Annotated in this window: 16 protein-coding genes; 10 read left to right on the top strand and 6 right to left on the bottom strand. The window is 73.6% G+C overall.

The features are described 5' to 3' along the window. Nucleotides 1-179 precede the first annotated feature (179 nt). Entirely contained in the window at nucleotides 180-671 is a 492-nt protein-coding gene (locus tag I8N68_RS18600; protein WP_200211459.1) for a hypothetical protein, read from the top strand. Nucleotides 672-752: 81 nt separating this feature from the next. On the opposite strand, the gene I8N68_RS18595 is transcribed toward I8N68_RS18600, so the two are convergent. Continuing rightward, nucleotides 753-1,742 carry a GlxA family transcriptional regulator gene (locus I8N68_RS18595; protein WP_200211458.1) on the bottom strand — a complete coding sequence of 330 codons (990 nt, stop codon included), beginning with the start codon at nucleotides 1,740-1,742 and terminating at the stop codon, nucleotides 753-755. A 1-nt stretch (nucleotide 1,743) separates the two neighbouring features. Between I8N68_RS18595 and I8N68_RS18590 the strand changes: the two genes are divergently transcribed. Continuing rightward, nucleotides 1,744-3,102, top strand: a complete 1,359-nt coding sequence (locus tag I8N68_RS18590; protein ID WP_234040038.1) for an MFS transporter — start codon at nucleotides 1,744-1,746, stop codon at nucleotides 3,100-3,102. Between the two features lie 57 nt (nucleotides 3,103-3,159). Here I8N68_RS18590 and I8N68_RS18585 read toward each other — a convergent pair whose 3' ends face one another. The 3 genes from I8N68_RS18585 to I8N68_RS18575 are packed head-to-tail and all read right to left on the bottom strand — an operon-like array spanning nucleotide 3,160 to nucleotide 4,750. Then, nucleotides 3,160-3,897, bottom strand: a complete 738-nt coding sequence (locus I8N68_RS18585) for an RICIN domain-containing protein (RefSeq protein WP_200211451.1) — start codon at nucleotides 3,895-3,897, stop codon at nucleotides 3,160-3,162. A gap of 58 nt (nucleotides 3,898-3,955) precedes the next feature. Beyond that, the gene (locus I8N68_RS18580; RefSeq protein WP_200211448.1) at nucleotides 3,956-4,240 is read right to left on the bottom strand and encodes a DUF427 domain-containing protein; all 285 of its coding nucleotides are present in this window, start codon (nucleotides 4,238-4,240) and stop codon (nucleotides 3,956-3,958) included. A 39-nt stretch (nucleotides 4,241-4,279) separates the two neighbouring features. Next, on the bottom strand, nucleotides 4,280-4,750 hold the full coding sequence (locus I8N68_RS18575; RefSeq protein WP_234040037.1) for an aminoacyl-tRNA deacylase: 471 nt from the start codon (nucleotides 4,748-4,750) through the stop codon (nucleotides 4,280-4,282). Between the two features lie 93 nt (nucleotides 4,751-4,843). On the opposite strand from I8N68_RS18575, the gene I8N68_RS18570 reads away from it, so the two are divergent. The 7 genes from I8N68_RS18570 (at nucleotide 4,844) to I8N68_RS18540 (ending at nucleotide 11,950) form a co-directional block, all read left to right on the top strand. Continuing rightward, complete coding sequence (locus I8N68_RS18570; RefSeq protein WP_200211446.1) at nucleotides 4,844-6,226, top strand: FAD-binding oxidoreductase; 1,383 nt, start codon at nucleotides 4,844-4,846, stop codon at nucleotides 6,224-6,226. Further along, nucleotides 6,223-7,566: a class I SAM-dependent methyltransferase gene (locus I8N68_RS18565; RefSeq protein WP_200211444.1), complete on the top strand. Its 1,344-nt coding sequence runs from the start codon at nucleotides 6,223-6,225 to the stop codon at nucleotides 7,564-7,566. Before I8N68_RS18570 ends, I8N68_RS18565 begins: the two co-directional genes overlap by 4 nt. Before the next feature lie 390 nt (nucleotides 7,567-7,956). Then, nucleotides 7,957-8,778: a CHRD domain-containing protein gene (locus tag I8N68_RS18560; protein WP_200211439.1), complete on the top strand. Its 822-nt coding sequence runs from the start codon at nucleotides 7,957-7,959 to the stop codon at nucleotides 8,776-8,778. Nucleotides 8,779-8,980: 202 nt separating this feature from the next. Then, nucleotides 8,981-9,502, top strand: a complete 522-nt coding sequence (locus tag I8N68_RS18555) for a SigE family RNA polymerase sigma factor (protein ID WP_307812877.1) — start codon at nucleotides 8,981-8,983, stop codon at nucleotides 9,500-9,502. After that, nucleotides 9,499-10,443: a hypothetical protein gene (locus tag I8N68_RS18550; RefSeq protein WP_200211438.1), complete on the top strand. Its 945-nt coding sequence runs from the start codon at nucleotides 9,499-9,501 to the stop codon at nucleotides 10,441-10,443. The genes I8N68_RS18555 and I8N68_RS18550 overlap by 4 nt, the downstream gene beginning before the upstream one ends. 93 nt (nucleotides 10,444-10,536) lie before the next feature. Then, the gene (locus tag I8N68_RS18545) at nucleotides 10,537-11,097 is read left to right on the top strand and encodes a winged helix-turn-helix domain-containing protein (protein WP_200211437.1); all 561 of its coding nucleotides are present in this window, start codon (nucleotides 10,537-10,539) and stop codon (nucleotides 11,095-11,097) included. Beyond that, nucleotides 11,090-11,950: an SRPBCC family protein gene (locus I8N68_RS18540; protein WP_200211436.1), complete on the top strand. Its 861-nt coding sequence runs from the start codon at nucleotides 11,090-11,092 to the stop codon at nucleotides 11,948-11,950. The genes I8N68_RS18545 and I8N68_RS18540 overlap by 8 nt, the downstream gene beginning before the upstream one ends. Before the next feature lie 87 nt (nucleotides 11,951-12,037). On the opposite strand, the gene I8N68_RS18535 is transcribed toward I8N68_RS18540, so the two are convergent. Both I8N68_RS18535 and I8N68_RS18530 read right to left on the bottom strand, forming a co-directional pair. Continuing rightward, nucleotides 12,038-13,246 carry an RNA polymerase sigma factor gene (locus I8N68_RS18535; RefSeq protein ID WP_200211433.1) on the bottom strand — a complete coding sequence of 403 codons (1,209 nt, stop codon included), beginning with the start codon at nucleotides 13,244-13,246 and terminating at the stop codon, nucleotides 12,038-12,040. Nucleotides 13,247-13,251: 5 nt separating this feature from the next. Continuing rightward, nucleotides 13,252-13,584, bottom strand: a complete 333-nt coding sequence (locus tag I8N68_RS18530; protein ID WP_200211432.1) for a YciI family protein — start codon at nucleotides 13,582-13,584, stop codon at nucleotides 13,252-13,254. Nucleotides 13,585-13,703: 119 nt separating this feature from the next. Between I8N68_RS18530 and I8N68_RS18525 the strand changes: the two genes are divergently transcribed. After that, nucleotides 13,704-13,937, top strand: a complete 234-nt coding sequence (locus tag I8N68_RS18525) for a zinc-ribbon domain-containing protein (RefSeq protein ID WP_200211431.1) — start codon at nucleotides 13,704-13,706, stop codon at nucleotides 13,935-13,937. The last annotated feature ends 254 nt before the right edge of the window (nucleotides 13,938-14,191 follow it).

Raw genomic sequence — 14,191 nt, 5'->3', positions numbered from 1 at the left:
CGCCCCCCCCGGGGGGGGCGGGGGGCGCGCCCCCCCCCGCCCCCCCCCCGCCCCCCCCTGCCCCCCCCCCCCCCCCCCCCCCCGCGCCGATCATGGAGTTGTGGTCGTGGCCCCTCATCCGGGTGAAACGGGCGCCATAACTCGGTGATCGACGGGTGGGGGCGGGGTTGAGTGGGGGAGTGGAGAGCGGGGGGTTGCGGCGGGTTTATGACGAGGTGCTCGCGGAGGTGGACGCGGGCGGGTTCGGGGCGCCCGGCGAGGGGGAGCTGAGCGCGGAGCAGATCGTCGCGCACCTGGCCGCCAACGACGAGCTGCTGAGCGAGGCGACCGAGGCGGTGCTCGCCGGGTCCCCGTTCGCCTACTACGACCTGGAGGCGATCCATCGGCCGCAGCTCGACGCGCTGGTCTCCGAGTGCGGCGGGCTGGACGGGCTCGCCACCCTGCTCCGGGCCACCAGCCAGAAGCTCTGCGCGCTGGTCGAGCGGCTCGGCCCGGCCGCCGACACCCCGGTCGAGACCCACCTGAGCGAGGGCTTCGATCTGGTCGTCGAGGATTCCCTGCCCTGGGGGCGGGCCCTCGACCTGCACACCCGCGTCCACCTGCCGATGCACCTGGCTGAGCTCCGGCTGCTGCGGGACGGCGTGGCCCACGCACCCGTGGCCGGATCGTGAGCCGCCCGGCCTGGTGAAGCCCGCCCTTGGCCCCCGTCCCCACCCGCGCGGGGCGGAAAGCCGGGGGTGGAAAAGCGGGGGTTAGGGGGTGTGGCGGAAGGTGCGGCGGTAGGTGGCGGGAGGTACGCCCACGCGGTGGTGGAAGTGCTGGCGGAGGGCGGCAGTGGTGCCGAAGCCGGCGTGGCGGGCCACCTGGTCGACGGTGAGGTCGGTGGTCTCCAGGAGCAGTCGGGCGTGCTCGGTGCGCTGCCGGAGCAGCCACTGCGCCGGGCTCAGTCCGGTCTCCGAGCGGAAGTGCCGGGTGAACGTGCGTACGCTCATCCGGGCGTGCGCGGCCAGGTCGCGCAGCCCCACCGGCTCGTGCAGCCGTTGCCGGGCCCACTCCCGGGTCGCCGCGGTGCCGGTGTCCGCCGTCCGGGGGACCGGCCGCTCGATGTACTGGGCCTGGCCGCCGTCGCGCCACGGCGGCACGACGCAGCGCCGCGCCGCCCGGTTGGCCACCTCGCTGCCGTGGTCGGTGCGGATGACGTGCAGGCACAGGTCGATGCCGGCGGCCACGCCGGCGGAGGTGAGCACCCCGTCGTCGAGGAAGAGCACGTCCGGGTCGAGGTCGACGGCCGGGTGCAGCCGGCGGAACAGACCGGCGTACGCCCAGTGGGTGGTGGCCCGCCGGCCGTCGAGGAGCCCGGCGGCGGCCAGGACGAACGCGCCGGTGCAGATTGACATGATCCGGGCACCCCGCTGGTGGGCCGCCCGGAGCGCCGCCGCGACGTCCGGCTCGACGGTGCCGTCGGTCAGCGCCGACCCGCCGTGGATGCCGGCGACGATCACCGTGTCGGCGGCCTCGATCAGTTCCAGGCCGTGGTCGGGATGCACCTGGAAGCCGGCGGTGCTGCGGACCGGCCGGCCGCCCGGGGTGCAGACGCCGACGGTGTAGAGCTGTTCGAAGTCGGCCGTGCGGGCGGTGCCGAAGACCTGGGCGGGGGTGCCGAGGTCCAGACCGACCACCTGGTCGAGGGCGAGCACCGCGATCCGGTGCGGGACGAGGGCCATGGCCCGATTATTGCGCATGATGGCTTTCCGGCCACTCGTCGCACCGGCCGGCCGACCCGAGACTCGTACCGTGACCCGATTCCGTCGTCTCCACCCGGCCTGGGCCGTCGCCGCCGTCGCCTTCGTGGCGCTGGTCGGCGCGGCCGGCTTCCGCGCCACGCCCGGAGTGCTGCTGCACCCGCTGCACGCCGAGTTCCGCTGGCCGCTGGCGACCATCTCGGCCGCCGTCTCGGTCAACCTCATGCTGTACGGGCTGACCGCGCCCTTCGCCGCCGCGCTGATGGATCGCTTCGGCATCCGCCGGGTGGTGGCCGCCGCGCTGGTGCTGGTCGCGCTCGGCAGCGGGCTGACCGTGTTCATGACCGCGAGCTGGCAGCTGATCCTCTGCTGGGGCGTGCTGGTCGGGTTGGGTACCGGGTCGATGGCGCTGGCCTTCGTGGCGACGGTGACCGGGCGCTGGTTCGTACGCCGGCGGGGCCTGGTGACCGGGGTGCTGACCGCCGGCGGGGCCGCCGGGCAGCTGGTCTTCCTGCCGCTCGTCGCCGTGCTGGTGCGCGACCACGGGTGGCGGGTGGCGGCGCTCGTCGTCGCCGGGGCCGCGCTGGCGGTCGTACCGCTGGTGGTCTGGCTGCTCCGCGAGCACCCGGCGGACCTGGGCCTACCCGCCTACGGCGCGACCGAGGTGGTGCCCCCGGTGCCGCCGGCCGGCGGCGCGGCGGCCCGGGCGATCGGCGCGCTGGCCGCCGCCGCGCGGACCCGGCCGTTCTGGCTGCTCGCCGGCGGCTTCGCGATCTGCGGCGCGACCACCAACGGTCTGGTCGGCACCCACTTCGTGCCGGCCGCGCACGACCACGGCATGCCGGAGACCACCGCCGCGGGCCTGCTCGCCCTGGTGGGGCTCTTCGACATCGTCGGCACGGTGGCCTCCGGCTGGCTGACCGACCGGATGGACAGCCGGCTGCTGCTCGGCATCTACTACGCGCTGCGCGGCGCGTCGCTGCTGGTGCTGCCCGGCCTCTTCGCCGGTAGCGCCGAGCCGAGCATGCTGGTCTTCATCGTCTTCTACGGCCTGGACTGGGTGGCCACCGTGCCGCCGACGGTGGCGCTGTGCCGGGAGTACTTCGGCGCGTCCGGCGCGGTGGTCTTCGGCTGGGTCTTCGCCGCCCACCAGGTCGGCGCGGCCATCGCCGCCACCGCCGCCGGACTGGTTCGCGACCGGCTCGGCGACTACGCGCTGGCCTGGTACGTCGCCGGGGCGCTGTCGATCGGCGCGGCCGGGCTCTCCCTGCTGCTCCGCCGCCGGGGTGCCGCCGTGCCGGTGCCGGTGCTCACGCCGCCCGTCCCGGCGGGCGGCCGGGCGTGGAGCTATCGCGTTTGAGCCGGTCTCCCCGCGCTGCCCGGGCACCGCCGGGTCGGGGACGTCACGGGCGCCCCCTCAGCCGAGCGCCCACTGCTGCTCGGGGGCACCGGTGCAGGGGGCCTGTTCGAGCTCGTCACCGGCCTCGGTGCCGGCGTCGTCGACCTGGGCGCACTTGCCGCTGTGCGCGGCGACCAGCAGCACCGACCCGGGGCCGGTCGGGGCGAGCCGCCACTGCTGGTTGGGCTGGCCGTTGCAGGACCACTGCTGCACGTCCACGCCGTCGTCGGTGCGCTGCCCGTCGACGTCCAGGCACCTGCCGCTGGCCGCGTTGGTCAGGGTGAACACGTCGGCGGCGACCGCCGTCGCCACCCACTGCTGCTCGGGCCCGCCGGTGCAGTCGGCCAGCTCCGCGTCCGCGCCCTCGGGGTCGTCGTCGGTCACCCCGACGCAGAGCCCGGAGGCGGCGGCCCGGAACACCTTGGGCCCGGCCGCCGGCGCCGCCGGGGTGGTCGGCGCGGCGGTGGGCGACGGCGGGGCCGGGGTGGTCGGGGCGGCCGGGGTGGTCGGCGCGGCCTCGGCGGTCGGCGTCGCCCCGGTCGGCCCGTCGGCCGGCGGGCTGGGCGCGGCGGCCGCGGGCAGCACCGGCTCGTCGGCGCCGCCGAGCACGCCGGTGGTGAAGAACGCCCCGAGCAGTACGCCCACCAGCGCCACCCCGAGCGCGATCCGCATCAGTGGGTCCCGCGGCAGGCCGGGTCGGGCCGCGCGGCGGGCGCCGTACACGGTGCCGGGCGGGTCGGTGTGTGGGTCGGACATGGGGGCATCCTGACCCACCGCCACCGTCGATGGCCAGTCGCCCCGGCGTCGGGGTGACTCAGTCGACGACCCGGACGTCCTTCCAGAAGGCCACCCGGTCGCGCACCATCGCCGCATCCGGCTTGGGGTCCGGGTAGTACCAGACCGCGTCGGCGCTGGTCTTCCCGTCGTGTTCGAGCGTGTAGTAGGACGCGGTGCCCTTCCAGGGGCAGACGGTGTGCGTCCCGGAGTCGCGGATCACGTCGTCGCGCAGGGCGGCGCGAGGGAAGTAGTGGTTGCCCTCGACCACCACGGTGTCGTCACTCTCGGCGACGATCAGGTCGTTCCAGACGGCTTTCGGCATGCCCCCACGCTATGCCGCCCGCGTCGCGCCGGCCAGCGATCAGCGGGCCGGCTCGGGATCGGTGACGTCGGCGACCGTGGCGGCCAGCGCCGCGACGGCGGCATCGGCGTCCACCGCGACGGACACCCCGGGCTCGCCGGCACCGAGGGTGATCTCCCGGCCGCGCAGCCGCTCGTCGGCGACGACCGGCCAGGCGGTGGTCGCGCCGAACGGGGTGATGGTGCCGCGCTCGTAGCCGGTGGCGGCGCGGGCGGCGTCGGCGTCCGGCATGGACAGCCGGCTCACCCCGAGCAAGGCGCGCAGCTTGGGCCAGGAGACGACCCGGTCGCCGGGGGTGAGCACGAAGAGGTGGTCGTCCTCGCCCCGACGCACCACGATGGTCTTGACCACGTCGGGGACCTCGACGCCCCGGGCGGCGGCGGCCTCGGCGAGGCTGCGCACCGGGCCGTGCCGGATCACCCGGTACGGCAGGCCGGCGGCGTCGAGGGCGGCGATCGCGGGGGACGACATGCCCGCCACGGTAACCCGCAGGCCGGGTACGGGACGCGAAAAGGCCACCGTGGACATCCCACGGATCCGGCGCTCCAGGCGTACTGTGATCTCATGCACGCTGTCCGTGATCATGAGCGGGCGGTGGACACGCTGCGACGCTCGTACGCCGCGGTGCCCGCCGGCGAGCCCGTACGGCTGGCCAAACGCACCTCCAACCTGTTCCGACCGCGCTCGGCGCCCCGGGTCCCGGGGCTGGACGTCAGCGGGCTGACCGGGGTGCTCGCCGTCGACCCCCGGGCCCGCACCGCCGACGTGCAGGGCATGTGCACCTACGAGGACCTGGTCGACGCGACCCTGCCGCACGGGCTGATGCCGCTGGTCGTGCCGCAGTTGCGCACGATCACCCTGGGCGGTGCGGTGACCGGGCTGGGCATCGAGTCCACCTCCTTCCGTAACGGCCTGCCGCACGAGTCGGTGCTGGAGATGGACGTCCTCACCGGGGCGGGCGAGATCCTCACCATCCGGCCCGAGGGCGAGCACGCCAAGCTGTTCCGGGCCTTCCCCAACTCGCTGGGCAGCCTCGGCTACGCCACCCGGCTGCGCATCGAGCTGCAACCGGTCCGCCGGTACGTGGCGCTGCGCAACATCCGGTTCAGCCGGCTGGAGGAGCTGACCGACGCGATCCGCGACGTGGTCGCCAAGGGGGAGTGGGCGGGCGAGCCGGTCGACGCCATGGACGGGGTGGTGTTCAGCCCCGGCGAGGCGTACCTGGTGCTGGGCAGCTTCACCGACGAGGCGGAGCGGCCCAGCGACTACACCGGCCAGGACATCTACTACCGCTCGCTGCGCCGGCGCACCCGGGACGCCCTCACCACGTACGACTATCTCTGGCGCTGGGACACCGACTGGTTCTGGTGCTCGGCGGCGTTCGGCGTGCAGCACCCGGTGGTGCGCCGGCTCTGGCCGGCGCGGTACCGGCGCAGCGACTTCTACCACCGCCTGGTCCGGCTGGAGCACCAGCACCAGGTGGCCGCCCGGATCGACCGCTGGCGCGGCCGGCCGGCCCGGGAGCGGGTGGTGCAGGACGTGGAGATCCCGCTCGACGGCACGGCCGACTTCCTGCGCTGGTTCGACCGGCACGTCGGGATGACGCCGGTCTGGCTCTGCCCGCTGCGGCTGCGGGAGCCGGCCGGCCCGGGGTCCGCCCGGGCATGGCCGCTGTATCCCCTCCAACCGGGCGAAACCTACGTGAACATCGGCTTCTGGGGAAGCGTGCCGATCGCCGACGGTGCCGCGGACGGCGACGTCAACCGGGCGATCGAGCGGGCGGTGTCGGAGTCGGGCGGGCACAAGTCGCTCTACTCCGACGCGTACTACGACCGCGCGGCGTTCGACCGGCTCTACGGCGGCGAGACCTGGCGCGTGGTGAAGGACCGTTACGACCCCGACCACCGGCTCACCGGACTCTACGAAAAGGCGGTAGCGCGTCAATGAGCCTGATCGACCGTGAACAGGGGGCGGCGAACGCCCCGTCCGGCCCGCCGGCGGGCGGCCGGCGTACCGGCCCGACCGTGGCGGACGTGGTCCGCGCGGTGACCACCGGCGCGCTGCCGGTCCGGGTCACCGGGTACGACGGCAGCGCCGTCGGCCCCACCGACGCGGGGATCACCCTGTCGATCCGCACCGAGCGGGGCCTGTCGTACCTGCTGACCGCGCCCGGCGACCTGGGCATGGCCCGGGCGTACGTCAGCGGCGACCTGGGGCTGGACGGCGTCCACCCGGGCGACCCGTACGAGGCGCTGCGGGTGCTCAAGGACGAGATGCCGATGCGCCTGCCCCCGGTGGCGGAGGCGCTGGCCCTGGTCCGGGGGCTCGGTTGGGAGCGGCTGATGCCGCCGCCACCCCCGCCGCAGGAGGCCGCGCCGCGCTGGAAGCGGGTGATGAACGGGCTGCGCCACTCCCGTACCCGGGACAGCACCGCGATCTCCCACCACTACGACGTCTCGAACGCCTTCTACGAGAAGGTGCTCGGCCCGTCGATGACGTACACCTGCGCGGTCTTCCACACCCCGGAGGACACCCTGGAGCAGGCCCAGCGGGCCAAGTACGACCTGGTGGCGAACAAGCTGGCGCTGAAGCCGGGGATGCGGCTGCTGGACGTCGGCTGCGGCTGGGGCGGCATGGTCCGGCACGCGGCCCGGGAGTACGGCGTCAAGGCGCTCGGGGTGACCCTGTCCAGGGCGCAGGCGCAGTGGGCGCAGGCCGCGATCGAGCGGGAGGGGCTGGGCGAGCTGGCCGAGGTGCGGCACCTGGACTACCGGGACGCCCCGCGCGAGCAGTTCGACGCGATCTCCTCGATCGGGCTGACCGAGCACATCGGGGTGCGCAACTACCCGGCGTACTTCGGCGCGCTGCGCGACCGACTCAAGCCCGGTGGGCGGCTGCTCAACCACTGCATCACCCGGGCGGACAACCGCGCCCCGCACCGCTCCGGCGCGTTCATCGACCGGTACGTCTTCCCGGACGGCGAGCTGGCCGGGCCGGGCCGGCTGATCAGCGAGATCCACGACGCCGGGTTCGAGGTGCACCACGAGGAGAACCTGCGCCAGCACTACGCGCTGACCCTGGCCGGCTGGTGCCGCAACCTGGTCGAGCACTGGGACTTCTGCGTGAACGAGGTGGGCCCCGGCACCGCCCGGGTGTGGGGCCTCTACATGGCCGGTTCCCGGATGGGCTTCGAGCGCAACGGCATCCAGCTGCACCAGGTGCTCGCCACGCACAACGGCCCGGACGGCGTCAACGGCTACCCGCTACGCCCCGACTGGACGCCCTGACCGCTCCGCTGACGAAGAGGCCGCGCCACAGGCGCGGCCTTTTCGTATCACCGGGCGGACCGGTCCCCTGTCACACCCCATCGTGGTACAGGGGGCCCGTGCTGGTCGAAGTCGGCCAGGGCATGCGCGGCCGGTCAACAGGCTCCGAAGATTCCTCACGGTCGGATCAGGGAAGACGACATCGGTATCGGGCGAATATGGGACAATTTCACCATAGGGCGCCCGTTCGGCCCGAGTGCCGCAGCTCATCGGGACTCCCGTTCTCCGCTGAACGGCGCCTTCCCGCCTGTGTCCCCAATCGATGGTCAAGCGCCATCGACGAGCGTGGGCTCAGGCATCGCCTAGGAAGGAGCGGCAGTGATGGGACGTACTCGACTGTGGGCAGTTGCGGTGGCGGTCAGCGCGGCGGTGGCGGGCACCGCCGTGGGAAGCGCGGCCATGGGCGATGGTCGGGACTCACCCGACGCCCGCGACTCGCAGGAGTCCCGGGACTCGCATGACAAGCGAGACTCGCGGGACTCGGATGACAAGCGAGACTCGCGCGACTCGGATGACAAGCGAGACTCGTGGAACTGGGATGACTGGCGCGACTCGCGCGACTCGGATGACTGGGGCGACTCCCGGGACGAGCGGGAGACCGTTCGGGCGAGGCTGAGCGGCTACGAGGAGGATCCGCTCACCATCTCCACGCCCGGCTCGGGTCGTTTCGTCGCGCACATCGACGAACGGAATGAGGAGATCAGGTTCCGACTGAGCTACGAGGACCTCGAGGATGTCCAGCAGGCGCACATCCACTTCGGGGGGAGACACCAGAGCGGTGGGATCGCCGCCTTCCTCTGCTCGAACCTGGGCGACGGGAAGGGCGGCGCGCCAAAGGGCACCCAGCGCTGCCCCGAGTCTCCCGCCACGATCTCGGGGACCATCACGCCCGAAGATGTGATCGGCCCGGCTGACCAGGGCATTGAGCCCGGCGAGTTCGACGAGCTCGTCGACGCGATCGAGGCCGGCGTCACGTACGCCAACGTGCACACCAAGAAGTACCCGGCGGGCGAGATCAGGGGCCAGATCAAGAGCGACGACGACCGGAGCTGGGACAAGGACGACGACTGGAGCTGGGACAAGGCCGACGACGACTGGGGCCGGGACATGGGCGACGACGACCGGGGCCACGACAAGGGCGACGATCGGGGCAAGGGGAAGAGCGACGACTGAGCTCTCCGTTCGACCGGCTGAACGCCCGACCCGGCATGACGGGCCGGGCGTTCAGTCGTGCGGGCGTCCGCCCACACCGACCTGCGAACGCCACGAAAGGCCGCGCGATCCGCGCGGCCTTTCGTCGTCCTGAGATTGCCCGCCGGGACAGTCAACCTTCGGGCGGGAGCGGTCGTCCTTGGTGGCGACGAAAGGAGAGCCGGTGTGGCGGAAGCAACGCTTCGAGGGGTTGGACGTCCTCGTCGCGCAACGCGGCTGTGCCCTACTCGCGACGGCGGTGCTGCTGACCGGTAGCCGGGCCGCCGGGGAGGACCTGGTGCAGGCGGCGCTGGAGCGGCTGATGCGGAACTGGAGCCGGGTGCACGGCGACAAGGAGGGATATCTGCGTCGCACGCTTTACCACCTGGCGGTGGACCGGTGGCGGCTGCGCCGGCGCCGGCCGGAGGTGCTGACCGAGATCGAGCCGCCGGGCCAGACGGACGGCACCGACGTGCTGCACCTGCGGCAGGCGCTGATCCAGGCGCTGGCCATGCTGCCGCCGCGCCAGCGGGCCGTGCTGGTACTCCGCTACTGGGAGCAGTTCAGCGAGGCGGAAGCCGCCGAGCTGCTCGGCTGCTCGGTCGGCACCGTCAAGTCGTCCGCCTCCCGGGGGCTCACCCGGTTACGCCAGCTCACGGCCGACTGGGCGCTCGAGGACGCAGGTATGAACGGAGCAGTGGGATGACCACGGACCTTGAAGATCAGCTGACCGCCGGGATGCGGGACGAGGTCGCCGGCCTGGCGCTCACCCGGGATGTGCTGGGGGAGGCCGCCCGACGCCACCGGCGGCGCACCGCCCTGCACCGCACCGCGTACACCGCTGGCGTGGTCGGGGTGGTCGGGGCGCTGGCCGCGGTGGTGACCGTGGGCGGCGGTGCTCCGGCCGGCAGCGGCGGCTCGCCGGCGCCGGTCGCGGTCGGCCCCACGGCGACGGTCGCCGACACGCCCCAGATGCGGCTCGCCGCTGCCGCGGCGGCCAGCCAGAACATCAGTTACCGGGTGAAGGTCACCACCGCCGCGAAGGACAAGCCGGCCAAGCCCGGGGAGCTGCCGGCGCCGCAGGCCACGACGTGGGTCACCGAGGGCGCCTTCGACCCGGCGACCGCCACCGGCTACTGGAACTCGCCCTACGAGGGGCAGTTGCGTCCCGCGATCGTGTCGGGCTTTTCGGCCGAGAAGCTGATCAACGGCGTCCGGTACCGCGCTGCCCTGGACGGCACGGATCCGGACAGCGGGAAGCTCGTGTGGGCGCGGGAGAAGGGCAGCCATGACCACCTCGACTTCGACTCGGCGATGGGCGGCAGCCTGGGTGCCTCGGCGAGCCCGGAGGAGCTGTTCCGGGTGCTGGGCCAGGCCGGCGCCACGGTCACGGAGAAGGCCCCCGGGGTCTACCACTTCCAGTTGACGCTGAAGAACGTCTCCGACGAGATCCTCGCCGACAACTTCGTCGGCGACGTGACGATCGGCGCGGACAACCGGATCGCGAAGGTGTCCTACGACCGCGCGCCACGGACGAACATCCACGGCCGCAGATTCACCTACCACCTCCAGGTCGTCATCGAGCTGTCCGACTACGGCATGCCGGTGAAGGTCAACCGGCCTGCCCACCTGTTGCCGTTGCGGTAACGACGCTTCGCCGCACGAGAGGCCGCGCGACCCGCGCGGCCTTTCGTCGAAACCATTGACAAAGAAGTTTTGTACGTACAAACTGATTTTGCCATGAGAGATGTCCTGTACCTGGAGCAGATCGAGCAGGCCGAGGCCCTGCTGAAGCCGCAGCGCGTGGAGGTGCTGCGGCAACTGGCCGAGCCACGCACCTGCACCGAGGTCGCCGCCCTGCTGGAGCAGACCCCGCAGCGCGTCTACTACCACGTCAAGCAGCTCGCGGCGGCCGGCCTGGTCGAGCAGGTCGCCACCCGCAAGGTGCGCGGCATCAGCGAGGGCATCTACCAGGCCGCCGCCCGGTCGTACTGGCTCTCGCCGCGGCTGGTCGGGCGGATCGGCGGGCTGCGCCGGGCCCGGGACGAGCTGAGCCTGGGCTACCTGCTCGACCTGATGGAGGAGGTCCAGGCCGACGTCGCGGCGCTCGACCGCACCGCGCCGGAGCTGCCGTCCATCGGCGTCTCCGGCGAGATCCGGGTGCCCGTCGAGCGGCGCCAGGAGTTCCTGCACGACCTGCAGTCGACGCTGCAGGACCTGTTCACCCGCTACGGGGGCACCGAGGGGGACGCCTTCAAGCTCGCCGTGGCCTGCTATCCGAAAGGCGACAACCATGAGTGACCTGCTGACCGTGCGGGCCCGGCTGGCCGCGCCGGCTGAGGCCGTCCGCCGCGCCCTGACCGACCCGGCCGAGCTGCGCGTCTGGCTGGCCGAGCACGCCGAGGTCGAGCTGCCGGAGCGGTACGCGTTCTGGGGACGCTTCACCCCCGAGGGCGACGCGCCGCACCAGCGGCTGCTCCACGTCGACGCGCACATACTGCGCTTCGCCTGGCCGCTGGACGGTGTCGAGACCACCACCGAGTTCGAGCTGACGCCGGAGGACGGGACCACCGTGCTCACCCTGCGGCAGAGCCACTTCGACTTCGCCGAGGCGATGAGCGGCAGCAGCATCCGCGGCGTCCTGCAGACCTTCTGGGCCCTGGGGATCGCCAACCTTGCCGCCCACCTGGAGGGCCGGCCGCTGCTGCCGCGCACCGACTTCACCTCCGCCGACCTGCGCGGCGAGCTGACCATCGCCGCGCCGGTGGACCGGGTGTGGGAGTCGCTGACCGACTCGGCGCAGGCCAGCGCCTGGTTCGGGTACCCGATCGGCATCGAGCCCTGGGTCGGCGGCCGGTACGCCATGGGCGGCTTCGAGTCCGGGCACGCGGCCAAGGTGGTCGACCTGGAGCCCGGCCGGAAGATGTCCGTCGACTGGGGACCAGTCGGGGTCAGCACCTGGGAGCTGGCCGAGTCCGGCGGAAAGACGAAGCTCACCTTCGTGCAGAGCGGCTTCGACGAGGGCAACCCGCCGTACGGCGCGTGGAGCGGGTCGGTCGCCGGCCTGGCCGAGCTGCGCCGCTACCACGAGATGGCCGACTGGCAGCCGATCTGGCTCTCCGTGGAGATGCCCACCGGCACCACGGTGAGCTGACCGCCGGGTCCGCCGCCGCCGGCCCGGCCGGCCACCCCGCTGCGCCGACGCCCACCGGCCCCGGACCCGGTGGGTGCCGGCGCGGGGTCACCGGGCCAGCTCGGCGGCCCGCCGGAGCAGCGCCCGGCGCTCCGGCTCCGAGCGCACCCCGTCGGCGGCGGCCCGGAACAGCGCGGCGGCGCCGGCCGGGTCGCCCCGTCGGGCGGTGAGCTCGGCCTCCGCGGCCAGCGCCGGCGGGTAGCCGTCGAGCGCGCCGCCCGCGCGGGCCTCGGCGAGCAGGGCGAGGCCGGCCGTCGGGCCGTACGCGAAGCCGTGCGCCACCGCCCGGTTCAGCCGGATCACCGGCGTCGGGCGGAGGTGGACCAGCTCGTCGTACCAGTGGGCGATGGCCGCCCAGTCGGTGGCCCCGGCGGTCGGCGCGGTGGCGTGACAGGCGGCGATCCGGGCCTGCAGGGCGTACGGGCCGTGGCCCGCCCGCGCCAGCAGCGACCGGCCTTCGGCGATGGCGGCGTGGTCCCAGCGGGAGCGGTCCTGCTCCGCCAGGGTGAGCAGGTTGCCGTCGGCGTCGCGCCGGGTGGCCCGGCGGGAGTCGTGCAGCAGGAAGAGCGCGAGCAGCCCGGCCACCTCCGGCTGCGCCGGCATCAGCCGGTCCAGCAGCCGGGCCAACCGGATCGCCTCGCTGGCGAAGGCGGGCTCACCGTCGGCGTCGTACCCCCGGGTGAAGAGCAGGTAGAGCACGGCCAGGACGCCCGGCAGCCGCTCGACCAGCGCGGGCCCGGCCGGCACCCGGTACGGGATGCCGGCCGTCGCGATCCGCGTCTTCGCCCGGGTGAGCCGCCGGGTCATGGTCGACTCGGTGACCAGGAAGGCGCGGGCGATGTCGGCGGTCGGCACGCCGGCCACGGTGCGCAGCGTCAACGCCACCCGCGCCTCCAGCGCCAGCGCCGGGTGGCAGCAGGTGAAGATGAGCCGCAGCCGGTCGTCCACCACGTCCTCCTCCGCCTCGGTCGGCGCCGGCTCCGGGTCGGCGAGCAACGCCAGGTCGCGCAGCTTGCGGCGTTCCACGCTGGCCCGGCGCAGCACGTCCAGCGCCCGGTTCCGGGCGGTGGTCATCAGCCAGCCGCCCGGATTCGCCGGTACGCCGTCGCGGGGCCAGCGCTCCAGCGCCGCGGCCAGCGCCTCCTGCGCGCAGTCCTCGGCGAGCGTCCAGTCCCCGGTGACGCGGATCAGCGTCGCCACGATCCGCGGGTACGCCTCGACGCCCGCGCCGGCGACCGCGTCGGCCGCGTCGGTCACCGGCGTCAGTCCAGGTCCACGAGGGGGCGCAGTTCGAGCCGGCCCGCGTACGCCATCGGGTGGGCCCGGGCCACCTCGATCGCCTCGTCCAGGTCGGCGCACTCCAGCAGGTCGAAGCCCACGATCGCCTCCTTGGTCTCGGCGAACGGCCCGTCGGACAGCAGCAGCTCGCCGTCGCGGACCCGAACGGTGGTGGCCGCCGACGGCGGGGCGAACACGCTGCCCAACACCCGCTGGCCCCTGCCGTCCCGCTCGGCCACCCACTCGTGGATGTCGGGTGCGGCGGTGGGGTCGGCGTCCGGCTCGGTGTCGGTGCAGACGAACATCATGAACTTCATCGGTGCGCTCCTCGGTGTCGTGGTTACAGCAGCCTGACGAACGGGACGGGCGGATCCGGACACCTGCGTACCAGAAAATCGTGGGTGATTTCCGGGGCGGGGATGGGTACTGCCGAGCGATGTTCTTCATCTTCGGGCTCCGTACCAAGGTCGACCGGTCCGGCGTCGTCACCCGGGTCTGCCGCAACTGCGGCAACCAGGCCGCTCAGGTGATCACCCGCCGGGCCACGAAGTTCACCCTCTTCTTCGTCCCGCTGATCCCGGTCCGGACCCGCTACGTCCAGCAGTGCACCTTCTGCGGCGCCGAGTACGACATCGCCAGGGCCGACGCGCAGCGCCTCCCGGTCGGCTGACCGTGGCCCGTTTCCTCTGCTGGCTGATCGGCCGGCAGCCGGCCCTCCCGGCCGACGCCCCGGTGCACACCGTCTCCCGACCGCCGTGCACGCCCGGCCGCCGGCACCGCCGCCGCAGCCGGCCGTCGGCCGGCGCCGGGTCGCCCCGTTCGCCCTGGAACCGGTCCGCCGGCCGCTGACGGGCTGTGATCTTCGACCCGGTACGGACCCCGCCCCGATCTGCGCGAACTACGCTGGGGCCGCCGTCCGAACGG

Origin of the sequence: Micromonospora coerulea, from assembly GCF_016598485.1 — a bacterium.
GTDB lineage: Bacteria > Actinomycetota > Actinomycetes > Mycobacteriales > Micromonosporaceae > Micromonospora > Micromonospora coerulea.
The sequence above is the reverse complement of the archived record's forward strand: the minus strand, read 5'-3'. Positions and strand labels throughout refer to the sequence as shown.